Genomic DNA, 25,383 nt, shown 5'->3' with positions numbered 1-25,383 from the left:
CCCTCAGGATGGAGTTGGCATGTTTGCGTCACGAAGCCGTTTTCCGCTGCACGTCGCAGCGTTGTCGAGTGCGATCGTTCTGGCTGCCTGCGGCGGCGGCGGCGATGTCGTCGCCACTAATACGCCCGTCGCGGCCGTGCCGGCGCCGCCGGCCGATCCCGGTTTCGTCGACAGCGCGCCCGTGCCGGGCGTGCCCGCCTTCGTCGATAACATCGCGACCAACCAGCGTGGCGACGCGCGCTATGCAACGCTGTCGACCAACGCCGCAGTGCGTGTCGTGAGCCGCTTTCTCGACCTGTGGCAGCCGTCGACGATGCTGGTCGACGCGGGCGTGAGCGCGCCGGCAAACGGCGCGTTTCCGGCGATCGTGCCGTCGACCTGCTCCGGCTTGCCCGCCAGCGGCACGCCGTGCGGCACGATCCTGAACAGCACGGTGCTGAGCGCCAACGTTCAATACGTGATCGACGCGACGACCGCGCGCACGCCGCAGCAGGCCGACGCCGCGTATTTCGACGACCGCCGCGGCAAGGGCTACAGCGTGACCGACGGGATGGGCCCGCTCACCGCCGCATGGCGCACGGCGGCGCAGCAGACGACCAGCATCACGAGCGTGCCGCCGGATGCGACGACCGTGCTGTACAACGACTCGGGCAATAACGTCGGCGTCGGCGGCAGCACGAACGCGAGCTTCGGCAAGGTCGTCGATCTGCTCAACGAGATGGGCAACAACGCATCGACGGAACCAGCGAAACGCTTTTACAAGTACGCACGGCCGTATCGCTGGAGCGCGAGCGTCGTGGTCGCGCCGACGCTCGTTCCCGCGGAAAGCACGACACCCGCGACCGACGGCGGCTTCATCAGCGGTCATGAGGCCGAAGCGATGCGCGATGCGACGACGATGGCGTGGCTCGTTCCCGAACGATTCCAGGAAATGGTGAGCCGCGGTCTCGAACTCGGCGAGAACCGGATTCTCGCCGGCATGCACTCGCCGCTCGACGTGATCGGCGGCCGGATGCTCGCGCTCGCCGTCAGCGCGGCGAACCTGAACACGTATGCAAGCGACGCGCAGGCCGCCTACGTTCAGGCTCACCAGGCGCTGCAGCAGCTCAGCGGGACCAACGGCGCGAGCTTCGCCGCATTCGCTCGTTCGGGCACGGCGGCAACGGACCGCTTCGCCGATTACACCGCAAATAAAGCGGCATTCATGCGCCGCATGACGTTCGGCTTCGGCCCGATCGCATCGACCGATGCGCCGCCGCTCGTGCCCAAGGGCGCGGAAATTCTGTTGCAGACGCGCTTCCCGTACCTGAGCGCGGACCAGCGGCGCGTCGTGCTGAAGACGACCGAGATGCCGTCCGGCTATCCGGTGATGGACGACGCGGAAGGCTGGGGCCGCCTGAACCTGTTCGCCGCGGCGGACGGCTATGGCGCGTTCAACGGCAACGTGATCGTGTCGATGGATGCGTCGCAGGGCGGGCTCAATGCGGCCGACGTGTGGCGCAACGATATTGCCGGTGCAGGCAAGCTGACGCTGCAAGGCACAGGCACGCTGACGCTGTCGGGCAACAACCGCTACACGGGCGGCACGCAAGTGAGCGGCGGCACGCTCGCGGCGGGCTCGGCGAACGCGTTCGGCAACGGCGACGTGTACGTCGGCTCGGGCGGCAGCGTGAAGATCGCGGCCGGCGTGCCGGTGACGATCGCGACGCGCTACACGCAGCTCGACAACACGACGCTCGAACTCGACATCGACGGCAACGGCGGCGGGCGTCTGCGTGTGGGCGGCACGCTGAGCGTCGTGGGCGGCACGCTGCATGTGAAGTTCGTCAACGGCTATGCGCCGAAAGCCGGCGACACCATCGCGCTGATCGACGGTGCGGCCGGCTCGGCGAAGTTCTCGACGGTGACCGTCGACGGCTTCAAGGCGACGCCGGTTTATACGGGGACGGGCGTGTCGGTAAGGTTGTCGGCGGCGTAACGGTTGTGGCTGAGCAGTGAACCGCGACGAGACGTTCGCTACTTCAAACGTCTCGTCGCCTCGCGCATCCTAGTGCGCGCCTGCCGCCGCCCCGCCGCCACCGCCCTTGCCCGGCTTCGTGAGCCAGATCAGCGGAATGATCACGATAAAGATCATCGACGAAAGCCAGAAGATGTCGTTCAGCCCGAGCATCGCGGCCTGTGCATTCAGCGAGCGCTCGAAGAACGCCGCCGCCTGATCCATGTTGCCGCCGAGCGTCGTATGAATGTCCGCGAGCGCGGACGTATAAGCCGGATTGTTGACGCTCGACTGTTCCGCGAGTTGCGCGTGATGCAGGATCGTCCGGTTGTTCCAGCCCGTCGTGATCAGCGACGTGCCCACGCCGCCGGCGAATACGCGCACGAAGTTCGACAGGCCGGCGGCCGCAGGAATTTTATCGGGTGAGAGTCCCGACAGAATGATCGCGGTAAGCGGCGTGAAAAAGAGCGCCATCGGAATGCCTTGCAGCAGCGTCGGCAGCACGAGCGTATAGGTGTCGACGCCCGTCGTGTAATGCGAGCGCATCAGGAAAACCGCGGCGAAACCGACGAAAGCCAGCGTCGCGAGCACGCGTGCATCCGTCTTCGGCATGATCTTCGCCATCACGGGCGCGAGCAGCACCGCGAAGATGCCGAGCGGCGCGGTGACGAGACCCGCATCCACCGAACGATAGCCGAGATAGCCCTGAATCCATTGCGGCAGAATCACGAGGTTCGCGAAGAACACCGCATACGCGACCGAAATCGCAATCGTGCCGCCGCGGAAATTGCGTACCGCGAAGAGCCGGAGATCGACGATCGGGTTCTTTTCCGTGAATTCCCAGATCAGGAAAAACACGAAGCTGACCGCCGCCACTGCCGCGAGAATGCAGATCACCGGCGAGCTGAACCAGTCGAGGTCCTTGCCCTTGTCGAGCATGATTTGCAGCGACGCGACCCATGCGACGAGCGACATCAAACCCACTTTGTCGATGGGCAGTTTGCGCGCCGGCGTCTCGCGGTCGCGATAGATAAACCACGTCACGGCCGCAGCAAAGAGACCAACCGGAATGTTGATGTAAAAGATCCACGACCAGCTATAGCTGTCGGTGATCCAGCCGCCCAACGCCGGACCGGCAATCGGGCCGACCGTGGCCGTCATCGCCCACAACGCCAGCGCGGTCGAGCTCTTTTCCTTTGGATACGAGCCGAGCAGAATCGCTTGCGACAACGGAATCAGCGGACCGGCCACGGCACCCTGCAACACGCGCGCGGCGAGCAGGATCACCAGGTTCGGCGCGACCCCGCACAGCCACGAAGAAAATACGAACAGCACGATCGCGGCGACGAACAGCTTGATTTGACCGACGCGCTGCGTGAGCCAGCCCGTCAGCGGAATGGCGACTGCATTCGCCGCGGAAAACAACGTGATGACCCACGTGCCTTCATCGACGGATACGCCGAGGTTGCCCGAGATAGTCGGAATCGCAACGTTGGCAATGGACGAATCGAGCACGTTCATGAACGTCGCGAGGGCGACGGCGAAGGTCGCGAGAACCAGCTTTGCGCCGCTCAGCGGCGGCGGTGCGAGTTGCGTCGAGGAATTCATCTTACTTCCAGTACGAAGTCGCGAACAGGCCGGCAATATCTATCTGACCTGTCAGCTAAATGGATAAATGAAGACGCGATAACGAACGGCGTCACGTTCTGCACTTCAGCCCGCGCGTTTTGGCATGGCGGCGCTGTTGCGCTTGTCACGCGTGCCCTGTGCCGACGATACGACACGCTCCGTCGGTCCCGGATGCGCGACAACACTATTCCGCTCGATGATCTTCTGAATCTCCGCATCGGCCTGAGCCCCGTATTGCGCGAAGACATCGGTGCGGTACGTCGTATTCACGGCCGCGCCGAGTTGCGCGCCGGTGCTATCGCGTGTGTCCACATCGACCTGCATCGACAAGCCGATTCGTAGCGGATGCGCTTGCAGTTCCTTCTGATCGAGTTCGATGCGCGCGGGCAAACGCTGAACCACCTTGATCCAGTTACCGGTCGCGTTCTGCGCGGGCAACGTCGCAAAGGCGCTACCCGTGCCCGCCGAAAAGCCGACCACGCGGCCGTGATATTCGACCTTGCTGCCGTACACGTCGGCCGTCAGTGTGACGGGCTGGCCAATACGCATGTTGCGCAACTGGCTTTCCTTGTAGTTGGCATCGACCCAGACGCCGTTGAGCGGCACTACCGCCATCAACGGCGTGCCCGGCGATACCCGCTGGCCCACCTGCACCGAGCGCTTCGCCACATAGCCGGTGACGGGCGCGGGCAACGTGTTGCGTGCATAGGCGAGGTACGCGTCGCGCACTTTCGACGCCGCCGCCTGCACGCTCGGGTGCTGTTCGATTGTCGTGTGGTCGGTCAGCGCGCGATTGGCTTCCGCCTGCTGACGCGCGGCGTCGAGCGCGGCCTGTGCGGCGGTCACCGTGTCGCGTGCATGCGCGATGTCTTCCGCGGACACCGCGCCCGTGTCGGCGACGGCCTGGCGGCGGCGCAGATCGTCTTGCGCCCGAGCCAGATCGGACTGTTTCTGCGCGATGTTGGCGGCGTAGAAATCGTTGTTCACGTACAGGCTGCTCACCTGGCGAACGGTCTGCCCCAGCATCGCTTCGGCGTTGCCGAGCGCGACTGTGGCGTCCGCGTTATCGAGCGTGACGACAGGGTCGCCCGCCTTCACGATCTGCGTGTCGTCGGCGTTCACCGCGACGACCGTACCGGTTACTTGCGGCGTGAGTTGCACGAGATTGCCGCTTACGTAGGCGTCGTCGGTCGTCTCGTGATAACGCGCATAGGTCATGTAATAGGCACCGTATGCCGCGACCGATACGACGACGGCCGCACCAAGCAGCGTGAGCAGCAGTTGGCGCTTGCGCGAATTCGGTTCGCTCGCGGCGGTGGGCGCGGTGGCCGCGGTGGCCGCGGCGGCATTGGGTGCCGTCGCTGTGTCTACGTTGGCGGGCGCCGCATGCGTCGCGGCGCGCTCCGGCGTGTTGATTTCACTCATGTCGATTCTCCAGGCAGATTCGGTCGTGGGTTATTCGGAAGGCCGCTCAACGCGCGGCGTCAACGGATGGGTTCGATGCTTGCGTGCGCCCCGCATCGGTGTTCGATGTATCGACGAAGCCGCCGCCAAGCGCGGAAGCCAGCGCAATCTGCTGATCGCGGCGGCTCATGCGCAGGTTCGCCACGGCCTGATCGGCGGAAAGCGCGTTGACGTCGGCGTTCAATACGGTCAGTTGATTCGTCAGGCCCGCCTTGTATTGCACGAGCGCGAGTCTGTCGGCCTCGCGCGCGGCGTCCTGTGCCGCCTGTGCATCGACAAGCTGTGCATCGGTCGAACGCACATTGGCCAGTTGAGATGCGACCTCGCTCAGCGCCGTCACGAGCGTCTGGTTGTAGGTCGCGACCGCATAGTCGAAGTCGGCGTAGCGGCCCTTCAACTGCGCCCGCAGTGCGCCTGCGTCGAAGATCGGCAAGTGAATTGCCGGGCCGGCCGATGCCGTTCGGCTAGCCGCCGTCAGAAAGCGGCCAAAGCCGAATGCGTCGAGCCCGATTGCCGCGCTCAGGTTGATGTCGGGATAGAACTCGGCCTTCGCTTCCTTCACGTCATGCGTCATCGCGTCGACGCGCCAGCGCGCGGCCACGATGTCGGGGCGGCGGCTCACAAGATCGGCGGGCAGGTTGTCGGGCAGACGGACTTCGTCGCCGAGACCGAGCGACGGCCGCGCAATCTGCAACCCGCGGTCCGGGCCCGCACCGAGCAGCGCGGCGATCTGGTAGCGCGTCGCGAGAATCTGTCCGTCGAGCGACTTCAGCGCGGCACGGCTCGTCGCGAGATTGGCCTGCGCCGTCTTGCGTTCGACTTCGGTATCGAGCCCGGTCGCAATGCGCCCCGCGGTAATGCGCTCGATCTGCTCACGCTGCGTGACCTCCTGCTGCGCGATGTCGCGCAACAGATAGAGGCGCGCAAGCTGGTTGTATGTGCGTGCAATCGACGTCGTCAGCGTCAGCTTCACGACCTCGGCATCGGCCTGACTCGCTTGAAGTTGCGAAATCGCGGCCTTCAGCGCTTCGCGATTCTTGCCCCACAGATCGAGATCGTATGAAGCATTCAACAAGCCCTTGTTTTCCGTTTGCCACGAGCCGCCGTACGGAGGCGGAACGAGCGCCGTGCCCGAGAATTGCTGACGCGTCAGCGAATAACTCGCGTCGACGCGCGGCATCGTGCCGGCCTTCGCGGTTTCGCTATAAGCAGCGGCCGCCGAGACGCGGGAGCGCGCCTGATCGAGCGTCGGGCTGCTCTTCAGCGCTTCGTCGATCAGCGCTTTCAGTTGCGCGTCGCCGAACTGGTCGGCCCAGTCCGCGGCGGGCCAGTGACCTTGTTCGGCGGGAATGCTTTGTTGCGTGGCGTACTGCTGCGGGCCGGCCGTCTTTGCGTCGCTGTGGATGCCCGCATAATTCGCGCACGCCGACAGCACCGCGGCAAACATGATCGACACACCCGCTTTCAGCAGCCGTGAAGCGCGCCGTTCTTTCTTTAACTCGTTTCTCATTTGCTGACCTGTCAGATATATGGTTAAAAAAAAGCGCTCAGTCGCTCAGAAACTTGCCAAGCAGACGGCGCAGTTCATTGAATTCGTCGCGAGTGAAGCCTTCGAGCCGGGCATTCAGCACATCCGGCACAATCTCGGCGATACGCAGCGCAACGTCGCGGCCCGCTTTCGTGAGTTCGACGTTGACGACGCGGCGGTCGCCCGTGCTGCGCGAGCGCGTCAACAGGCCCCGCGTCTCGAGTTTGTCGAGCGTGCGCGACATCAGGCCGGTATCGACGCCCAGATGACGCGACAGCGCCGCCGGTGTCGTGTCGATGCCCTGCAGTAGCGACAGCAAAATGCCGACGTGATGCGCGCGCACATTCAAGCCCTTCACCGCCGCGTCCATGTGCATCGCCATCAGATTGCGCGCCTTGCTGATCGCAAAGCCGACGCTATCCGTCAAATGAAAGTCAGCCTTTGAATAGTGCGACATGCGTTGCTCCTCGTTGCCTGCCGACACAATAGTTGACATGTCAGATACTATCAACGGCGCCACATGGAACTCATTGTTTCATTGGCGGCGACAGTCTTTAGTTTTGCGGAGGCACGGGCGAAGCAGACGGAGCAGACGGCGAGCGCCGCGTTCAGTCGCTCAGGAATTTACGCAGCAAACGGCGCAATTCAACGAGTTCGGATTTTGTGAAGTCGTTCAGCCGTGCGTTCAGCACAGCGGGCGCGACGTGAGGAATCTGATCGGCGACGGCGGCGCCCTCTTTCGTGAGTGAAAGATTGACCACGCGGCGGTCCGTCTCGTCGCGCGAGCGCACCAAAAGGCCCTTGGTTTCGAGCTTGTCGAGCATGCGCGTCATCAGGCCCGTATCGATGGCGAGCATTTTCGACAGCTCGAACGGCGTCGACGCGAGGCGCTGGCGAAGCGTCAGCATGATGCCCATTTGCTGGCTGGAGATGTCGAGTTCCTTGAGCGCCGCGTCCATTTCGGCGACGATCAGGTTGCGCGCCTTCACCAACTGGAAGCCCACGCTCTCCGTCAGCCTGAAATTGTTTTTGGTGTAGTGACGCACGCGAGGCCTCCTGAATGATCCGATATAACTGACCAATCAGATATTATCAAATCAGGCCTCGGGACATCGGCGTTCGGTTTACCGCGGTGCGCGCACTCAGCGTCAGATACGAGCGTAAATCGAACTGCCGATCGTCAGCGTCGTCGCGCCAGGCGACGCAAAGCGAATCTCGTACAGGTCGCGTCCGAAGTTGCCCGGCACTTTAACCGACATGCCGCCGAGCGTATCGCTCACCGGCACGAACAGTTCGTAGCGAAGATCTTCGTTGCCGAACAGCACGTAGCCGGGAAGTTCAGCCAGGGTCGCGAAAAACGCCGGCGGATTGCCAAGAACGACAATCGGCACGGCGCTCGGCGAATCGTTGGTCAAGGTCCATTGCGTGCCGACGCGTTGCTGCCACGCGCTGTCGAGCGGCGCCAGCGGTGCGAGTTGCTGGCCGACCGGCAGCGTCAGATACGCGTAGCCCGCGCCCGGCACGACCCGCTTCATCAGATAGCGATAGTTGAATGCATTGCCCTCGCTGTCGTTGCCCGACACGACGGTGAAGCGGTACGACGCCGTATCGGCAGCGCTCCACCACCAGCCGTCGCTGCGGTACTGGTATGCGCCGATCTCGGCCCAGCCTCGCGTATCGGCGTCCCACTGGTTGATCTGCAGACTGCCGTTCGCATTGGCGAGCACCTGATACGGCGAATCGGAATTGCCGTAAATGCCGGCGCCGCCCGCGATGCCCGGCCCCGATGCGGCCGGCGGCGCCGTGTTGGCGAGCTTCGCCGGCAGCGACGCGATCGTGCCGTCTTCCTTCAGCGCCGACAGCACCAGCGTTTCGGCAATCGCACGCGCGTTGTATCCGGCATTGCCGGTCACCATCAGCGCGAACTTCGCATTGGGGACGACGAAAAATTCGGTCGAGTAGAACGCCGTGCCGCCGTCCTTCTCCCAGCCGAGCACGCCTGCGGCGTTGAGCGCGGGCTGGACCACGCTGTCCCAGCCCAGACCCCAGCGCCATTCCGGCGACGGGTTGATCGTCAGGCTTTTCGTCTGGTCGGCGCCCATCTCCGCGATGCCCGCCGCGGACACGATGCGCTGTCCCTGGAAGACGCCGCCGCCGTAGATCATCTGCGCGAGATTCATCATGTCGACGGGTGTCGAACTCAGTCCGCCGGTCGCGTACGCATTGACGAATTCCTGATGCTGCGCGCCCTTCACGTACGGCAGCGAGAACGATCCATCGGACGGCACACTCGTCAGATAGCTGGAGTGCGTCATCTTCAGCGGCGCGAGAATCTCCGACTGCACGAAGTCCGCGAAACTCCGGCCCGTCACGGCGAGCACGATCTGCTCGACCATCGTGAAGCCGTCGTTGCAATAGACGGCCAGCTCGCCGGGCAAATGCTTCAGATGCGAGTTGGCGAGTTCGGCTTGCGTGTCGGCGGCGTAACCGGCGACCGGCTCAAACGTGAAGAGATTGCGCCCGTTCGTGCCGGGCAAACCGGATGCGTGCGACAGCAGATGACGCGTGGTGATTCGCGCGTATTCCGGCGACAGCATCGTGAAGGCCGGCAGATATTTGACGATCGGCGTGTCCAGCGTGATGAGCCCGCGGTCGACGAGGATCGCCGCCGCCAGCGCCGGGAACAGCTTGCTGACGGAGCCGATGTTAAAGCGCGTTTGCGGCGTCGCCTTGATCTGCCCCGGCACCGACGCCACACCGAACGCCTGCTGCCAGACCACCGCGTTGCCCTTGACCATCGCGACGGAGATTGCCGCGACGGGAGTCGACGGATCGCTGACGACCTGCTGGATCATCTGCTGACCGAGTGCAATGGTCTGCTGATAAGGCGTCGACTGCACCTCGTCGCTGCCGCAACCGGGCAGCATCGCGGCGAGCACGCCGGCGCCGGTGTAGCCGAGAAACTGCCGCCGGCCTGTGTTGAACGGAACCTCGTGATTGCGATCGTAGCTGGCCACGGCATTCCCCTTCGTTCTGGTTTGTTTCCAGGACCTGCAAAAGGCGCTTTGTTCAACCGCTTGTTCAACCGCTTTGTTCAACCGCTTTCTTCAACCACGAGCCGCCAACGCGGCAAACACAATCTTCACCAGTTTCGACGCAGCGGGACGGCGCTTTTGAATAGGCCAGGCGCCGCCCTGCTCCAATCATAGCTGCGCGGCGCGTGCGCGAATAGCGGCGTGTCGAGATGCTGCGAAGCTATGGCTCAATAGAGCGTCCTTGCGCCTCGCCGCTCAATACGCGCTCAATAAGCAAATTGCCGGTAGTTTTCATCGAAGGTGCGCGCGGTTTCTTCGACGACCGGATTAAAGCGCAACAAACGCCGCGCGCGCGGCGGCAGTTCGGCGAGCACCTTGCGCGGCACGTCGATATGCACTTCCGGCCGGAAATACCACCCGCGGCTATAGCCGATCACGACCATCGGACGCGGCACGCCGGTCAGATTCGGCGTGCCGCGATGCAGCCCGCGCACGTCGCGGATCATCACGTCGCCGACCTGCATCGGCACGCGCTCGGCTCGGAAGCGCCCCGCTTCCAGACCTTCCAATGCTTCTTCCCGCGAGATGCGATGCGTGCCGCGCGTCGTCTCGAGCGGCCCATTGCTATCGTCGACATCCACGAGCGGGAAGTTGACCGCAAGCTGAAACGACGGCGTTTCCGGCGCGTCGTCAAAGAGCGGCGGCGTATCGCGATGCCAGTCCTGGAACTGCGAGCCGAGCACCGGCGTATCGGTGGCAAGCTGGCACATCACCGGATCGTGGCCCGCCACACGCTCCACGATACCGACGATGTCTTCATCGCAGACAATGGCCGGATCGGCAAAGAGGCCTTCGAACGGCAGCGTCACGTAATAGCGGCCGGGGCCGCGATTGCCGTTCGCGTCCGATTCGACATGAGGCTCGAGCAGCGGCGCGAATGCGTCGCGCCACGCTTCGATCGTCGCGCGCGGAAAGTGATTGCGCAACAGCACGAAGCCGTCGCGGTTGAACGCATCCGCGAGTGCGTCTCTCGTGCTTTCGTCGTAACGGGCCATGCGCGTCTCCTCCATGTCGGTTTGCAAAAAAGAATCGCATGCGTCGCTTTGGGTCGTCAATATTATTAGTAATACTCGGTGAAAACCCCGATCGAATGGGCGCCGATTCGCGTTGTTCATCGCTAATATTAGTGGTAAGTTTGCTGCACTCCAGCCGGCAAGCCCATGAAGAAGACGACCCAACGCCGCCCTACCATGACCGACATTGCGAAGCTCACCGGAGTCTCGCAATCGACGGTTTCACTCGTGCTCAACAACGCGAGCGGCGCGAAGTTCTCCGACGCCACGCGCGACAAGGTACTGCGCGCGGCCCAGGAACTCGGCTACCGGATGACGCAGCGCGAAACGAGCGCGCTGCCCTCGTTCGACACGGCACAGGGCGAACGCAACCTGATCGTCTATCTCGCCGATGAGATCTCCACGAGCCCGCATCCGGTCGTCAGCATCGACGGCGCGCGCGATGCCGCGTTCGCTCACGGCCGCATGCTCGCGGTGTATTCGACGCACGGCAACGCGGAGATCGAAGCCCGCGTGCTCGAAGCGACGCTCGGCAATGCGAACGTGCTCGGCGTGATCTACGCGACCGTGTACACCCGCCGCGTGACCGTACCCGCGGCGCTCGCGCGCGTGCCGACCGTGCTGCTCAACTGCTATTCGAGCGATGCCGATGTGTCGTCGGTGGTGCCCGCCGAAGTCGCGGGCGGCCACACGGCGACAGACTATCTGCTCGCGGCGGGACACAGGCGGATCGGTTATATCAACGGCGAGCCGTGGCAGGATGCGGCGCGCGATCGTTTGAAGGGTTATCGCACGGCTTTGGCGACGGCCGATTTGCCGTTCGCGCCGGAACTCGTGCGCGAAGGCGACTGGGGACCGGCGACCGGCTTCGAGGAAACGCTCTCGCTGATGCGCGAGCCGAATCCGCCGACGGCCATTTTCTGCGCCAACGATCTGATGGCGCTCGGCGCCATCGAAGCGCTCAAGCAGCTCGGCCTGCGCGTGCCCGACGATGTGTCCGTGCTCGGCTACGACGATCAGGAAATCGCGCGGCACACGCATCCGCCGCTATCGACCGTCGTGTTGCCGAACTACGAGCTTGGCAAATGGGCGGTCGACACGCTCTTGCAGGAAGAACACAACCGCGCGGCGGGCGCGCCCGTGCGGCGTCGCACGGTCAAGCTCGACGGACCGTTGATCGAGCGCGGCTCGGTCAAGGTCATCGCCGAAACGAAGCAACTCGCTATTAATAATATTAACGACTAGCCAGTGCATCTAGCTCTCTAGCTGGCGCTCTCGCAGCACGCAGTAGACCGGGCATCACAAGCATCGGCATTGACAAGAAGAGGCAAACCATCCTTATCGGAGGAAGACATGCTGTCGCTCACAAAGAAAACGGGCCTGCGCCCGATCGCTGCATCGTTTATCGCACTCGCTGCGCTCACCTTTTCCGCCGGCTTCGGCATCGCGCATGCCGCGGACGACGCGCTGCCGAAGATCCCAAACAAGAAGCCGCTGAGAGTCGGCTTCGCGCAGACGGAAAGCAATAACCCGTGGCGGCTTGCGGAGACGAGAAGCTTCAAGGAGATCGCCTCGAAGTGCGGCTGGCAGATGGTCATGACCGACGCGAACAGTTCGGCCGCCAAGCAGGTCGCGGACATTCAAAGCATGATCGCGCAGCACGTCGATCTGCTCGTGTTCCCGCCGCGTGAAGAGAAGCCGCTCGTGCCCGTCATCATGCAGGCGAAAAAGGCCGGCATTCCGGTGATTCTCGTCGACCGCAACGTCGATCAGTCGATGGCGAAAGCCGGCAAGGACTACATCACGTTCATCGGTTCCGACTTCATCGACCAGGGACAGCGCGCCGCCGACTGGCTCATCAAGGCGACCAATGGCAAGGCGACCATCATCGAACTCGAAGGCTCGACGGGCGCGTCCGCCGCGAACGATCGCAAGAAAGGCTTCGATGAAGTCATCGCCAAGAATCCGGGCATGAAGATCGTTGCATCGCAAAGCGGCGACTTTGCACGCGACAAGGGCCGCCAGGTGATGGAGACGCTGTTGCAGGCGCATCCCGACGTGACCGCCGTCTATGCGCACAACGACGAAATGGCGCTCGGCGCGATCGCCGCGATCAAGGCCGCGGGCAAGCAGCCGGGCAAGGACATCCAGATCGTGACAATCGACGGCACCAAGGGCGGACTCGAAGCGATCAAGGCCGGCGAACTCGGCGCGAGCGTGCAATCGAGCCCGTTCTTCGGACCGCTCGCCTGCGACGTCGCGCAGAAGTACGCGAAAGGCGAAACGATCCCGCCGTGGGTCAAGGTCTCCGATCGCTTCTATGACAAGAGCAACGTCGACGCGAGCATGCAGTACGGCTATTGAGCGACAGCTCTGTGCCTTCGCGGGCGCTTTTTCCAAAGCGCCCGCTTTGTCGTTTCAGTTCTTTCGATGATGGATGACGCACGATGGCTCAAGCTCCGTTGCTCGACATGCAGGACATCGACATCTCTTTCGGCGGTGTCGCCGCGTTGAAACGCGCGCGGCTGACCGTAACGGCGGGTGAAGTGCATGCGCTGATCGGGCAGAACGGCGCGGGCAAATCGACGCTCATCAAGATCCTCACCGGCGCGTATCGGAAAAGCGCGGGCACGATTCGCTTCGACGGACGCGAAGCCGATTTCCGCACGCCGAAGGAAGCGCGCGAAGCGGGTATCAGCACGATCTATCAGGAGATCAATCTGGTGCCGTTCCGCTCGGTCGCGGAGAACATCTTTCTCGGACGCGAGCCGCGCCGCTTCGGCCTGATCGACTGGAAAACCGTGCAGCGCCGCGCGGACGAACTGCTCGAATCGTTCGGACTGAAGATCGATGTGAAGAAGCCCGTGCGCGAATATTCCACAGCGATTCAGCAGATGGTCGCGCTCGCGCGCGCGGTGTCGTCGGATGCGAAGATGGTCATCATGGACGAGTCCACCTCGTCGCTCGATGAACGCGAAGTCGAGTTGCTGTTCAGCGTCGTGCGCCGTCTTCGCGATGACGGACGCGCGGTGATCTTCGTCTCGCATCGGCTGGACGAACTGTATGCGTTGTGCGATCGCGTCACCGTGATGCGCGACGGGCAAACCGTCGCCGAAAGCGCGATGCAGGACATGGACAAGCTCAGGCTCGTCACGACGATGCTCGGCCGCACGCTCGCCGCCGTCGTCCACGAAGACAGCGCGGTCAAGGAAGCGAATCTCGCGAAGCGCGGCGGCCTCGCGCTGAGTGCGCAAGGACTGTCGGCCGGCGCAAAAGTCGCGGACGTGTCGCTCGACGTGCACGCGGGCGAAGCCGTCGGCCTCGCCGGACTGCTCGGCTCGGGCCGCACGGAGACGATGCGTTTGCTGTTCGGCGCGGATCGTCCGGAGAAAGGCACGCTGTCGATGAATGGCGAGACCGTCGCATGGAAATCGCCGAAAGATGCGATCGCGCATGGCGTCGCGTATCTGACCGAAGACCGCAAGGCCGAAGGCATCGTGCCGGAGTTGTCGGTGCGCGACAACCTCACGCTCGTGTGTCTGCCCGCGCTCACGAAACGCGGCATCGTGGATGTCGCGCGGCAGAAAGAAATTGTCGATGGCTTTATCGAGTCGCTCGGCATCAAGCTGCGTTCCGCCGATCAGCCGATCCGCGAACTCTCGGGCGGCAATCAGCAGAAGGTGCTGCTCGCGCGCTGGCTCGCGACGCATCCGCGTCTGCTGCTGCTGGATGAACCGACGCGCGGCATCGACGTCGGCGCGAAGGCCGACGTCGCGAAGATCGTGCGCGAACTGCGCGATTCGGGGCTGGCGGTGCTGCTGTCGGCCTCGGAACTCGAAGAGCTCACGGCGGTCGCGGATCGCGCAGTCGTTATCCGCGATGGACAGACCGTCGCGCAGCTCGACGGCGCGCAGATGAACGAGGCCTCGATCATGGACGCAATCGCACACGGCGCGGGCGAGCGGTCGACGCTGGCCGAAGCGGTGGAGGAAGCCAAACATGATCGATGATACGCAGCGCGCGGCGCAAATCGTTCAGGCGCCCGCGAGGAAAAAACGCGGCGTCGCGATTCAGCGCGAGATCGTCGTGCTCGTCGCGATGATCGTCTTCAATCTGCTTTTCACGCCGCACTTCGTGTCGCTGCAAACCTTCAACGTCAACTTGACGCAAGTGGTGACGATCGTGATCGTCGGCATCGGCATGACGCTGGTGGTGGCCACAGGCGGCATCGATCTGTCGGTGGGCGCGTCGATGGCGATTGCCGGCGCGGTCGCGCCGATGCTCTTTATGAACATCGCGGGGCCGCCCGGCATTGCCCTCGCCTTCACGCTGCCGATCGTCGCGGCCGCGCTATGCGGCGTGTTCAACGGCCTGCTCGTCACGCGGCTTCGCGTGCAGCCGATCGTCGCGACGTTGGTGCTGTTCATCGCGGGACGCGGCATCGCGCAGGTCGTCACCGACGGCAGCCTGCAAGCCTTCTCCAATCCGGCGTTTCAATGGATCGCGCTCGGCAAGGTCGCGGGCGTGCCCTTCCAGATTCTGTTGATGCTCGCGCTCGTCGCCGTATTTACGTGGATCGTGCGCAAGACGCTGTTCGGCAAGTATCTGCTGGTGACGGGCGGCAATGAAGACGCGGCGTATCTGTCGGGCATTCCGACCGTGCGCGTGAAGATGATCGCCTATACCGTCTGCGCGGCGCTCGCCGGACTCGCCGGTCTGATTTCGATTTCGGTGAATTCGTCGTCGGATGCGAACGTCATCGGTCTGGGCGTCGAGTTGGATGCGATCGCGGCGGTGGCCGTCGGCGGCACGGCGTTGACAGGCGGCAAGGCGTATATCACCGGCACGCTGATCGGCGCGCTCATCATCCAGTTGCTGCGTTACACGCTGCTCGCGCACGGCATTCCGGATGCGGCGGCGCTGGTGCTCAAGGCGGCGATCATCATCGTCGCGGTGTACGTGCAACGCAAGCGAGGCTGACGCTTATGAAGAAGAATCTGCCCATTATCAGCGCACTCGTAGCGCTGCTCGTGCTAGGCGTGACGCGCTACGAGCATTTCGCCGACGCGTACAACGTGCTTTCCTTTTGGCGCTACAACTCGATGTTCCTGCTGATCTCGATCGGCATGGCGTTCGTCATCATCACGGGCGGCATCGATCTTTCGGTAGGCGCGGTGGCGGCGCTCGCGAGTGTCGTGTCGGCGCTGGCGAGTCCGCATGGCGGCGTGGCCGCGGTGCTGGCGGGATCGTTAGCAGGGCTTGCTGTCGGCGTGCTCAACGGACTCGTCATCACGCGCATGCGTATTCTGCCGTTCATCGTCACGCTCGCGACGAGTCTCGGCGCGCATGGTCTCGCGCTGCTGCTCGGTCACAACGACGCGGTCGGCATCGCGTCCGATTCGAGCTTTGCGGGCTTCGGCCAGGGCGATCTGTTCGGCTTGCCGATTCCGGGCATCGTGTCGGCAGTCGCTGCGATTCTCGGCTGGATCGCGCTGCGCTCGTCGCGCTTCGGGCGGCATGCGCTGGCTATCGGCGGCAGCGAGGAAGCGTCGCGGCTCATGGGGCTCAACGTGGATCGCACGCTGGTCGCCGTGTATGCGGTGAGCGGTTTGCTCGCGGGCATTGCCGGCAGCATTCTCGCCGCGCAGTTCGGCGCGGGGCAGCCCAACGAGGGCGTCGGCTGGGAGCTGTTCGCGATCTCGGCGGTCGTGCTCGGCGGCACACGGCTGACGGGCGGCGAAGGCTCGATTGCGATGACGATTGCGGGCGTCGCACTGCTCGCGCTCGTTTTCAATCTGCTCAACTTCGAGAACGGGCTCGGCTATATCAGCTTGTCGGCTTACTGGCAGTCGGTGATTCGCGGCATGTTCCTGCTGCTTGTCATCGTGTTGCAGGCGCGCGTGCTGAACCGCAATCGCGGCGCGGTGAAGCTGGCGCATTGAGTCGCAGCCGCAGCCGCAGCGCAGCCGCCGGTTAGCCTTGCATCGTGAAGACGGTGCGCAAGCGGCTGCCGCTTTCGTTCCAATGCGTCGCAAGTTCGGCGAGAGGAACGGCCTGCGTGGCAATCTCGAAGCGGGATGGAATCGCGGCATGCAACACCTCGCGCGTCGCGTTGAACAGCCGCTCGAGAGGAATGCTGCCAATTCCGCTGCCCATCAACATAATCGCCGATGCACGCAGCGCCGCGCCCGGCAGCGAGATGGTTGCGCCGCCAACCGAGCCGATCTGCACGAAGCGCATCGGATAACCACCCGGAAGCGACCGCGCCGCGCCCGTCAGCAGCGTGAGCGCGCTGGCGCCCCAGAGGTAATCGAGCACCACGTCCACACCTTCATGAAAGTGAGGCTCGAGCGCGCGCTGCAATGCGGACTCTTCCTGATCGAGCGAAAGCACGTAATCCGCGCCCACGGATGCAAGCGTGCTGAGCGTCTGCGGATGCCGCCCTGTGGCGATCACCTTCGCGGCCCCGAGATGTCTGGCGATCTGCACAGCCAGCCGTCCCGACGCACCTGTCGCGCCGTTGATCAACACGGTCTCGCCGCGAGCGAAGTGCGCGCGTTCGGCGAGCGCTGCCCACGACGACATGCCGGGAATCGCCATCGCCGCAGCCAGGACGGGATCGAGCGTCTCGGGGATTTCGATGCACTGGCTTTGCGCGACGACGGTTCGCTCGGCCAGGCCGCCTGACGGCTCCTTCGGCGCGAAGAAATAGACGCGCTTGCCGTCCTCGCGGCGGCGGCCCACACCGTCGATGCCCGCGACGAACGGCAGACGCGCCGATGACGAATAGTGCGTGCCGGACGCCCTGCCGCGCGTGATGTGACTGAGCGCCGAAGCCTCCACGTCGATTATCGCGTGACCTTCCGCGGGCGCGGGCTCGTCGATGTCCGAATACACCGGCATCTGACCGGCTTGCATGACGACCGCTGCTTTCATGACCGCGCCTCGGTAGCCGAATGAGTCGGTGCCCCGCTATCGATCCACTCGCGCAACTGTGGATCGCGAATCATCACGAAGTCGAACAGGCCGGACGCGCGCAACGCCGGCAGCGCCTCGCGAATATCGGCGGCGGCCTGGCCGCGTGCGGTCTCGCTTGCGGTGGGATCGGTCCACACACGCGCATTGGCAAAAAAGGCCGCGATCGTGCCCTTGCGAATCGTCACGCCGCCGACATCGACGGAATCGGCATGGTCGGGAAGAATGTGTTCGGCTCGCATCGTGATGAACTCCTCGAAGTGGTAGTGAGTTCAGTCTAGAGATGCAGTGCCGGGTCGTCTCAGGTATAAATGCCATTCGATACGGATTTCGAGCCATGACTATTCCGCTGATTCGTCCAGAACTGCTCACAGCGCCTGACGTGCCCTTTCTGATGGCGGGAGAACTCACACAACGGGCGTCCCGCGAAGTGGCCTCGCACGCGCATGCACGCGGGCAGTTGATGGGCGCGTTGAGCGGCCTCGCGTCGGTCGGCGTGGGCCGGCAGCAATGGGTCGCGCCCGCCATTTACGCCATATGGGTGCCGCCGTATTGCGAGCATTCGATGCGCTCGCATGGTCCGTTTTCCGGCTGGAGCGTGTTCATTGCCGAGGAGCGGTGTGCCGGGTTGCCCACGCAACCGCGGGCGATCCGCACGACGCCTTTGCTGCGCGCGGCCGTGCGCCGCGCGGCGAGCTGGACCGGCGCATTGCTCGATGCGCAGCAGGCGCGGGTTGCCGAAGTCATCATGGATGAACTGGCGGCGTCGAAGGCCGAGTCGCTGAATTTGCCGAGCCCGGAAGACCCGCGGCTCATGCGTATCACCGACGCGCTGGCCGCCGATCTTTCCGACTCGCGACGTCTCGAGGAATGGGCCGAGTGGGCGGGACTGTCGCCGCGCACGCTGAGCCGGCGCTTCGTCGCCGAGACGGGACTCAGCTTTGCGCAGTGGCGCGCGCAGGCGCGCCTGCTTCGCGCGCTGGAACTCGTCGCCGAGGGCGTCAGCGTGACGACGATCGCGCTCGAACTCGGCTATGAAAACGTGAGCGCGTTTATCGACATGTTCAGGCGCGCGACCGGGACCACACCGGGGCGCTATGCGGCGGCGGCGACGTCAAATCAAGAACCGGGCTGCGCCGCGTCTCGCGCGAGGGAAAACCCCTAAACCGCGCCACGTCCCCGCCCCACGCTGCTTTCACCGCTTCTTGCCGCGAATCGTTAGCCTCGCGATAACAAATGCTTGCCGAAGGTGATTGAAACCGGGTCTCTGTGTCCCATAGACTCGGCCATGCCCTAAAGAGCCGCGTTGTGCACGCAATGCTGGCTCGTAAGCGGTCAACCCCACCCGTCAGCAGCCCTTGCACAAAACGCGGGTAAGACACTAAAGCAAGAGAGTCGACCGCGGTCGACAGGAGACAACAGATGATCATCTACGGAACGGCGCTGCTCGCTTTCTGCCACCTTGCGGGACTCTTTCTCGGCGATCTGCTCGGGGTCGCGATCGGCGTCAAGACCAACGTCGGCGGTGTCGGCATCGCGATGCTGCTGCTGATTTTCCTGCGGCTCTATCTGCACGGCAAAGGACTGCTGCCGAAAGAAACCGAGGCCGGCGTCGGCTTCTGGGGCGCGATGTACATCCCCGTCGTCGTCGCGATGGCGGCGAATCAGAACGTGGTTGCCGCGCTCAAGGGCGGACCGGTCGCGCTGCTTTCCGCGTTGGGCGCGGTGGCTGTGTGCGCCGTGTGCATCGCGGTGCTCTCGCGCACCGGACGCGACAGCACCTCGTTCATCAGCAGCCCGCAACCCGAAGAGATCTGACGCAGGAGCCAGCCATGATCCATATGATCGACAAAGTACTGATACAAAACGGCCTCGTCACTGCGTTCGCGCTCGTGGGACTCATCATGTGGGTGTCGTCGATGATCTCGCGCAAGCTCACGTTCGGGCGCGTGCACGGCTCGGCGATCGCCATCGTGATCGGCCTCGTGCTCGCGTACTTCGGCGGCGCGTTCACCGCGGGTCAGAAAGGTCTCGCCGATTTGCCGCTGTTCGCGGGCGTCGGCTTGATGGGCGGCGCGATGCTGCGTGACTTCGCGATCGTCGCGACGGCCTTCGAAGTGCAGGCCACCGAAGCGCGCAAGGCCGGGCTCATCGGCGTGCTGTCGCTGCTGCTCGGCACGGTGCTGCCGTTTATCGTGGGCGCAAGCGTCGCGCATGCGTTCGGCTATACCGATGCGGTCAGCATGACGACCATCGGCGCCGGCGCGGTCACGTACATCGTCGGACCGGTGACGGGCGCGGCGATCGGCGCGAGCTCCGACGTGATCGCGCTCAGCATTGCAACGGGTCTCATCAAGGCGATCATCGTGATGATCGGCACGCCGCTCGCGGCCAACTTCATGGGCCTCAAGACGCCGCGCTCGGCGATGATTTTCGGCGGCCTCGCGGGCACGGTCAGCGGCGTGAGCGCGGGACTCGCGGCGACCGACCGGCGGCTCGTGCCTTACGGTGCGCTGATCGCCACGTTTCATACAGGCGTGGGCTGCCTGCTTGGACCGTCGCTGCTGTTCTTCGCGACGCGCGCGCTGGTCGGCGGCTGAGCGGCGACGCAAATGCGCAGCCCTGGTTTATGTGTCAGCCTTCGTTTAGCCTTCGTTTCGCGTACGAAGACGGCACACGGCCATCAGCGCGAGGAGATTCGGGTCGCGCTCGCGCGCCCGCAAAAAACTCACGCCGATGGTCTGGCGCATCCGGTATGGCGGTTTGAGCGCGATGAGTTGGACCTTGTCGCCGAACACGTCACGCACGCGGCCCGGCAACAGCGTATAGCCGACGCCGCCGCTCACGAGGTTCATCAGCGAGAAAATGTCGCCGACTCGCATGGTCACGTTGGGCGTGAACTCCGCGACGCGAAACGCTTCCTGAAAGCCGTGATAGGTCGCAAAGCCCTCGCCGAGCGAGACGAAAGTTTCGTCACGGCAGTCGCGCAGATCGACCGCTTCGAGATTGGCATACGGCGAGTTGGCGGGCGCGGCAAAGAAAATGTCGTCTTCGAAAAGCGGAATGGATTCGATCTCGGGCTCGGCGTCGGGCAAGGCCATCAGCGCGGCGTCGATGGCGCCCTGCTTGAGCTTCTCGATCAGTTCGGCATTCGGGCCGAGCACGAGTTCGACCTGAAGCGCGGGCCGCCGCACCTTGATGTCGACGACGATGCCCGGCACCGTCCTGATGGTCAGCGAATAGAGCGAGCCGATCTTCAACCGGTCCGATGAATAGCCCGCCGCTTCGCGCGTCGCACGAATGCCGTCGGACATCAGCGTGATGACTTCCTGCGCGACGTCGGCGAGCATTTGCGCCGCGTCGGTCGATCTGAGATTGCGGCCTTCGTGGCGAAACAGCGCGCAGCGCACGCCCTGTTCGAGCGAATGCAACGCGCGATGCACGCTGACCGTGCTCACGTTCAGCGCTTCGGCCGCCTTCGCGAGACTGCCGGTTTGCATGAAGGCGAGCAGCACTTCCAGTTTACGAAAGGTGATTTCGTCGTCGATTCGGTCGCGCATGTCGAGCTATGGAACGGTCGGAACCGTCCATTATCGGCTCGTGCGCGCCTGCTGCAAATAGCGTTAATCCCTCACGCGCCGGCGAGCTTGCGGCGCGTGCCTGCATACGTCACGTCGGGGCTGGCCGCGTTGTCAGTGGCGATGCTGATGATGCCGCAACCAGTTCCACACGGGCGCGTGGTCGAGTTGGCGCAGCAATTGTGCGCGGCGATGCTCCCGCCGATAGTGGCCGACCGCGAAGATGATGCCTATCGCGAGCACCGCGCAGCCCATTACGATGCTTACCAGTTGTTCGTCCATGACTACTTTCTCGTCAATATTTCGATGCAACGATGAGAGGTTCGCCGCCTAGCGTTTGCGCGCCACCGCGTTGAGCATGGAATGACCTGCACAAGTGACATGCAGGCGCTGGTGTCCGGAAGCGAGGTCTTCGAGTGCGACGAGTTGCCGTTCAAGCAGCGTGTCGAGTTCTTCGCGACACATATCGATCTGATCCGGAGCAGCCTTGACCAACATGAGGGTGGCAAACTCCTTGGGGCTTAGCATAGTTGTCTCTCTCCAATGTTCTATTAATGCAGACGGAAGAATCAATTACCGGCCGGTCTATCTGAAAAGATAAAATGGCGGGAAGTCTTTCCGCTTTATATTGTTTGCGGCAGCGATGCGCCGGGGAAATAATTGTAAACTGAAATGATGCAATTCCGCCGCATGAATAAATGGATCGGCGTGGGGGGGCCGATAGCGATGGTTTAAACATATGATATGCAATCGGCGACCAGGCGGGCACGCGGTGGATCGGGATAGGGCGACCGGGTGATTGAACGTTTGAAGCTGAAAACGGCTATTTTATTTTTAATTCGCCCGCTTTCATTAAAACTTCTTAAAACGGGTTATCAGCTATCGTGCATTTCGCGAATCGCGAATTAAATCGCCGCATTCGAATTACGCGAATTTTTTACGCCGCTATGGCGAGTTAATAGCCGCGCATGACGCGCGCGACCACTATCCGTTATCGCGGCACGATCCTCGGCCGACGCGAACGTGCGGCACGCCACGGGCCGCGCAAGCGCGCCGGACGAGGATTGGCCGCATGCCGTTGTTGCAGGCCGCCTTCGCCTTGCACCGACGACATCGCGATACCCGCGTCGTGCTCGTCGTTGAATCCGCGGGCCGAGTCGATCGCGCGCAGCATCGTTTGCAGTTTTTTCAGCATCGCAGAAGAGGTTCCTCGTTAGGCCCACTCAAGCACTCAAGCCGCATTAAGCCGCGCCAGCTCCGTATCGACCAGGAGCTTCTTCAACTCCGGCACGCACGAGCCGCAGTTGCCGCCCGCCTTCAGACACGCGGTGATGTCGGCGGCGCTCTTCAGGCCGTGCTCGCGTATCGCCGTGCATATCGTATTGCGCCCGACGCCGAAGCACGAACAGATGGTCGGCCCCGTATCGGCGCCCTTGCCGATCGACTGGCCGGAGAGCACGCCGATGCGGTCCGCGTCGTCGAGCTTGCCCTTTGCAAAGAGGCTCGCGAGCCATTCGCGCGCCGGCAGGTCCGGACGCGCCGAGAGAAACACGCAGTTCTCGATGCGATCGTCGACGAGATGCACCGCGCGATAAACGCCTGCCGCGCGATCCTCGTATTCGAGCCAATCGGCGTGTGCATCGTCGACACAGAAGAGCGCACGCGCCCACGCGCCGCGATCGCCCTCCTCTCCAGGCGGATTGCGGCCGGCCAGTTCATAGCGCACGAACTGCGTGCCCTGCACGCGCGTCCAGTACGTGACGCCGTCGAGAACCGGCGCGCGGCGGCTCAGCGAAAAGCCATGCCACGCGACATGAAACTTGTCGACGCGCACGGGCGTGTGCTTGAACTCGGGCTCGCCGGAAACCGGATCGACCGACGGATTCACCACGGCCCCGACGCGCGCGTCGGACGCCACCTGATCGTTCCAGTGAATCGGCACGAACACACTGCCGCGCGGCATGCCGCCGCCGTATTGCACGCGCGCGACCATCGCGCCCCAACGGCTCGACACTCGCGCGAGGTCGCCTTCGCGCACGCCGCACAACAACGCATCCTGTGGATGCATGTCGACGAACGCCTCGGTCACATGGCCCGCGAGTTTTTCGGACCTGCCCGTGCGGGTCATCGTGTGCCACTGGTCGCGCACGCGGCCCGTGTTGAGCGTCAGCGGATAGTCGTCGTCGGGCGCATTCGCGGGCGCGCGCGGCGGCGTGGCGATGAAACGCGCGCGGCCGTCCGCGTGGCTAAAGCGGCGATCGTCGAAAAGACGCGCGGTGCCGGGTGCGGCCGTGTCGCTGGCCGTGTCGCTGGCCGTGTCGCTGGCCGTGTCGCTGGCCGTGTTGTTATTGGCGCGTACGGGCCATTGAACAGGCTGCAACGATGAGTAGCCGTCGCTGCCGAGGCCCACCAGCCCCGCCAGATTGAACGCGCGACGCACGCTGTCGCCGTGTTGGCTATGCGATTGGCTTTCGCTCTCGCTCTCGCCGTTGCGCCATGCGCTCAACCGCGCATGCTCGTCGAAGATCTCCTGCTGGCTCGCGAATTCGAAGCCCGCATAGCCCATGCGCTTTGCCACATCGCAGATGATTTGCCAGTCCGCGCGCGCCTCGCCCGGCGCGGGCAAGAACGCGCGCTGACGCGAAATCCTGCGCTCCGAATTCGTGACGGTGCCGTCCTTCTCGCCCCAGCCGAGCGCCGGCAACAGCACATGAGCGAACACATTGGTGTCCGTGCGCTCGACAATGTCGGAGCTGACCACCAGTTCGCAACGCGCGAGCGCGCGCTTTGCCTGATCGCCGTCGGGCAGGCTCACGACCGGATTCGTGCCCATGATCCACACGGCCTTGACGCGTCCTTCCTCGATCGCCTCGAACAGCTCGACTGCTTTGAGCCCCGCGCGCGATGCAATAACCGGCGCGCCCCAGAATTGCTGAACGAGTTCGCGATGCTTTGCATCGTCGAGTTCGAGATGCGCGGCGAGCGTGTTCGCGAGACCGCCGACCTCGCGCCCGCCCATCGCATTCGGCTGTCCGGTGAAAGAGAACGGCCCCATTCCCGGCTTGCCGATGCGCCCCGTCAGCAAATGGCAATTGATGATGCTGTTGACCTTGTCGGTGCCCGCGCTCGATTGATTGACGCCTTGCGAATAGACCGTCACGACGCGCTCGGTGCGCGCGAACAGGCGGTAAAACTCGAGCAGATCGTGCGGATCGACCTTGCACGCCTTCGCGCATTGGGCGAGATCGAAGGCCGCTGTCGTGCCCGATACTTCACCCTCAGAAGCAGCGGCCAGTGCCTGCGCAAAACCGTTGGTATGCGCATCGACGAACTGCGCGTCGATCGCACCATGCTCCGCGAGAAAACTGAGCAGCCCGTTGAAAAGCCGCACGTCGCTGCCGGCGCTCAACGGCAGATGCAGATCGGCCATCTCGCACGTCGCGGTATAGCGCGGATCGATCACGACCACTTTCATGTCGGGCCGCGCTTCCTTGATCTTGACGATCCGCTGGAACAGGATCGGATGACACCACGCCGTGTTCGAACCAACCAGCACGACGAGATCGGCGAGTTCGAGATCTTCGTAGCACACCGGCACCACGTCTTCGCCGAAAGCCCGCTTGTGTCCCGCAACGGAAGACGACATGCAGAGCCGCGAATTCGTATCGATGTTCGCGCTGCCGACGTAGCCTTTCATCAGCTTGTTCGCGACGTAGTAGTCCTCGGTCAGCAACTGGCCCGATACGTAGAGCGCGACCGCATCCGGCCCGTGTTCGTCGACGATCCGGCGAAAGCCGTCCGCGACCGCATCGATTGCTTCGTCCCACGAAACATCGCGCAACGCGCCGCTCGCGCGCTCGCGCATCTTCGGATGAAGCAGCCGTCCGTCGAGCCCGATCGTTTCGCCGAGCGCCGAGCCTTTCACGCACAGGCGTCCAAAGTTCGCGGGATGCTGTTCGTCGCCGGCAATGTCATGGCCGCCGTCGGGGCGCGCTCGCGCGCGCACGCCGCAACCGACGCCGCAATACGGACAGGTGGTTCTGACAGCATCGCCGCTGCCGGACGTGCTCGAAATAGCGATGGGAAAACTCACGGTGTGTTCCAG

At 63.7% G+C, this 25,383-nt stretch carries 23 protein-coding genes; 9 read left to right on the top strand and 14 right to left on the bottom strand.

The features are described 5' to 3' along the window. The first annotated feature begins 19 nt into the window (after positions 1 to 19). Positions 20 to 1,978 (top strand): acid phosphatase, encoded by a 1,959-nt coding sequence (locus tag CUJ91_RS07280; RefSeq protein WP_107708326.1) that lies wholly within the window; start codon positions 20 to 22, stop codon positions 1,976 to 1,978. A 69-nt stretch (positions 1,979 to 2,047) separates the two neighbouring features. Here the strand turns inward: CUJ91_RS07280 and CUJ91_RS07275 are convergent, their stop codons facing one another. The 7 genes from CUJ91_RS07275 to CUJ91_RS07245 all read right to left on the bottom strand — a co-directional run bounded on the left by CUJ91_RS07275 (position 2,048) and on the right by CUJ91_RS07245 (position 10,707). Then, entirely contained in the window at positions 2,048 to 3,604 is a 1,557-nt protein-coding gene (locus CUJ91_RS07275) for a DHA2 family efflux MFS transporter permease subunit (protein WP_107708328.1), read from the bottom strand. A 105-nt stretch (positions 3,605 to 3,709) separates the two neighbouring features. Continuing rightward, positions 3,710 to 5,050: an HlyD/EmrA/EmrK family protein gene (locus CUJ91_RS07270; RefSeq protein ID WP_107708330.1), complete on the bottom strand. Its 1,341-nt coding sequence runs from the start codon at positions 5,048 to 5,050 to the stop codon at positions 3,710 to 3,712. A 46-nt stretch (positions 5,051 to 5,096) separates the two neighbouring features. Further along, complete coding sequence (locus tag CUJ91_RS07265; protein ID WP_006051049.1) at positions 5,097 to 6,599, bottom strand: efflux transporter outer membrane subunit; 1,503 nt, start codon at positions 6,597 to 6,599, stop codon at positions 5,097 to 5,099. A 37-nt stretch (positions 6,600 to 6,636) separates the two neighbouring features. Beyond that, positions 6,637 to 7,074, bottom strand: coding sequence for a MarR family winged helix-turn-helix transcriptional regulator (locus CUJ91_RS07260; RefSeq protein ID WP_107708332.1), 438 nt, complete (start codon positions 7,072 to 7,074; stop codon positions 6,637 to 6,639). A 151-nt stretch (positions 7,075 to 7,225) separates the two neighbouring features. Then, positions 7,226 to 7,663, bottom strand: a complete 438-nt coding sequence (locus tag CUJ91_RS07255; RefSeq protein ID WP_107708334.1) for a MarR family winged helix-turn-helix transcriptional regulator — start codon at positions 7,661 to 7,663, stop codon at positions 7,226 to 7,228. A 102-nt stretch (positions 7,664 to 7,765) separates the two neighbouring features. Beyond that, entirely contained in the window at positions 7,766 to 9,634 is a 1,869-nt protein-coding gene (locus CUJ91_RS07250; protein ID WP_114156067.1) for a serine hydrolase domain-containing protein, read from the bottom strand. 284 nt (positions 9,635 to 9,918) lie between these two features. Further along, positions 9,919 to 10,707, bottom strand: a complete 789-nt coding sequence (locus CUJ91_RS07245) for a phytanoyl-CoA dioxygenase family protein (protein WP_114156066.1) — start codon at positions 10,705 to 10,707, stop codon at positions 9,919 to 9,921. 165 nt (positions 10,708 to 10,872) lie between these two features. Here CUJ91_RS07245 and CUJ91_RS07240 point away from each other — a divergent pair, with 165 nt between their 5' ends. The 5 genes from CUJ91_RS07240 (at position 10,873) to CUJ91_RS07220 (ending at position 16,667) form a co-directional block, all read left to right on the top strand. Further along, positions 10,873 to 11,970 (top strand): LacI family DNA-binding transcriptional regulator, encoded by a 1,098-nt coding sequence (locus CUJ91_RS07240; RefSeq protein ID WP_006051054.1) that lies wholly within the window; start codon positions 10,873 to 10,875, stop codon positions 11,968 to 11,970. Between the two features lie 108 nt (positions 11,971 to 12,078). Next, positions 12,079 to 13,089, top strand: coding sequence for an ABC transporter substrate-binding protein (locus tag CUJ91_RS07235; protein ID WP_006051055.1), 1,011 nt, complete (start codon positions 12,079 to 12,081; stop codon positions 13,087 to 13,089). A gap of 83 nt (positions 13,090 to 13,172) precedes the next feature. Continuing rightward, positions 13,173 to 14,735 (top strand): sugar ABC transporter ATP-binding protein, encoded by a 1,563-nt coding sequence (locus tag CUJ91_RS07230; RefSeq protein WP_107708338.1) that lies wholly within the window; start codon positions 13,173 to 13,175, stop codon positions 14,733 to 14,735. After that, positions 14,725 to 15,705, top strand: coding sequence for an ABC transporter permease (locus CUJ91_RS07225; protein ID WP_107708340.1), 981 nt, complete (start codon positions 14,725 to 14,727; stop codon positions 15,703 to 15,705). The genes CUJ91_RS07230 and CUJ91_RS07225 overlap by 11 nt, the downstream gene beginning before the upstream one ends. A gap of 5 nt (positions 15,706 to 15,710) precedes the next feature. Further along, the gene (locus CUJ91_RS07220) at positions 15,711 to 16,667 is read left to right on the top strand and encodes an ABC transporter permease (RefSeq protein WP_053857943.1); all 957 of its coding nucleotides are present in this window, start codon (positions 15,711 to 15,713) and stop codon (positions 16,665 to 16,667) included. A gap of 31 nt (positions 16,668 to 16,698) precedes the next feature. Here the strand turns inward: CUJ91_RS07220 and CUJ91_RS07215 are convergent, their stop codons facing one another. After that, positions 16,699 to 17,661: a quinone oxidoreductase family protein gene (locus CUJ91_RS07215; protein ID WP_107708342.1), complete on the bottom strand. Its 963-nt coding sequence runs from the start codon at positions 17,659 to 17,661 to the stop codon at positions 16,699 to 16,701. Continuing rightward, positions 17,658 to 17,942 (bottom strand): hypothetical protein, encoded by a 285-nt coding sequence (locus CUJ91_RS07210; protein ID WP_107708344.1) that lies wholly within the window; start codon positions 17,940 to 17,942, stop codon positions 17,658 to 17,660. The genes CUJ91_RS07215 and CUJ91_RS07210 overlap by 4 nt, the downstream gene beginning before the upstream one ends. 95 nt (positions 17,943 to 18,037) lie before the next feature. On the opposite strand from CUJ91_RS07210, the gene CUJ91_RS07205 reads away from it, so the two are divergent. The 3 genes from CUJ91_RS07205 (at position 18,038) to madM (ending at position 20,300) form a co-directional block, all read left to right on the top strand. Next, entirely contained in the window at positions 18,038 to 18,865 is an 828-nt protein-coding gene (locus CUJ91_RS07205) for an AraC family transcriptional regulator (RefSeq protein WP_107708346.1), read from the top strand. A 257-nt stretch (positions 18,866 to 19,122) separates the two neighbouring features. Then, positions 19,123 to 19,518: a malonate transporter subunit MadL gene (gene madL, locus CUJ91_RS07200; protein ID WP_006051063.1), complete on the top strand. Its 396-nt coding sequence runs from the start codon at positions 19,123 to 19,125 to the stop codon at positions 19,516 to 19,518. Between the two features lie 14 nt (positions 19,519 to 19,532). Further along, complete coding sequence (gene madM, locus CUJ91_RS07195) at positions 19,533 to 20,300, top strand: malonate transporter subunit MadM (RefSeq protein WP_006051064.1); 768 nt, start codon at positions 19,533 to 19,535, stop codon at positions 20,298 to 20,300. Positions 20,301 to 20,345: 45 nt separating this feature from the next. Here the strand turns inward: madM and CUJ91_RS07190 are convergent, their stop codons facing one another. The 5 genes from CUJ91_RS07190 to CUJ91_RS07175 all read right to left on the bottom strand — a co-directional run bounded on the left by CUJ91_RS07190 (position 20,346) and on the right by CUJ91_RS07175 (position 25,371). Continuing rightward, a complete protein-coding gene (locus CUJ91_RS07190; RefSeq protein WP_006051065.1) occupies positions 20,346 to 21,260 on the bottom strand; it encodes a LysR family transcriptional regulator in 915 nt (304 codons plus the stop codon). A gap of 132 nt (positions 21,261 to 21,392) precedes the next feature. Further along, a complete protein-coding gene (locus tag CUJ91_RS34330; protein WP_006051066.1) occupies positions 21,393 to 21,560 on the bottom strand; it encodes a hypothetical protein in 168 nt (55 codons plus the stop codon). Between the two features lie 48 nt (positions 21,561 to 21,608). Next, positions 21,609 to 21,806 (bottom strand): hypothetical protein, encoded by a 198-nt coding sequence (locus CUJ91_RS07185; RefSeq protein WP_006051067.1) that lies wholly within the window; start codon positions 21,804 to 21,806, stop codon positions 21,609 to 21,611. Positions 21,807 to 22,269: 463 nt separating this feature from the next. Beyond that, positions 22,270 to 22,473: a hypothetical protein gene (locus tag CUJ91_RS07180; protein WP_107708347.1), complete on the bottom strand. Its 204-nt coding sequence runs from the start codon at positions 22,471 to 22,473 to the stop codon at positions 22,270 to 22,272. Positions 22,474 to 22,509: 36 nt separating this feature from the next. Continuing rightward, positions 22,510 to 25,371: a nitrate reductase gene (locus tag CUJ91_RS07175; RefSeq protein WP_114156065.1), complete on the bottom strand. Its 2,862-nt coding sequence runs from the start codon at positions 25,369 to 25,371 to the stop codon at positions 22,510 to 22,512. Positions 25,372 to 25,383: the final 12 nt, after the last annotated feature.

This window comes from Paraburkholderia graminis (genome assembly GCF_003330785.1).
In the GTDB taxonomy this organism is placed as follows: Bacteria; Pseudomonadota; Gammaproteobacteria; order Burkholderiales; family Burkholderiaceae; genus Paraburkholderia; species Paraburkholderia graminis.
Note: the sequence above shows the minus strand (reverse complement) of the source record. Positions and strands in the feature narration are given on the sequence as shown.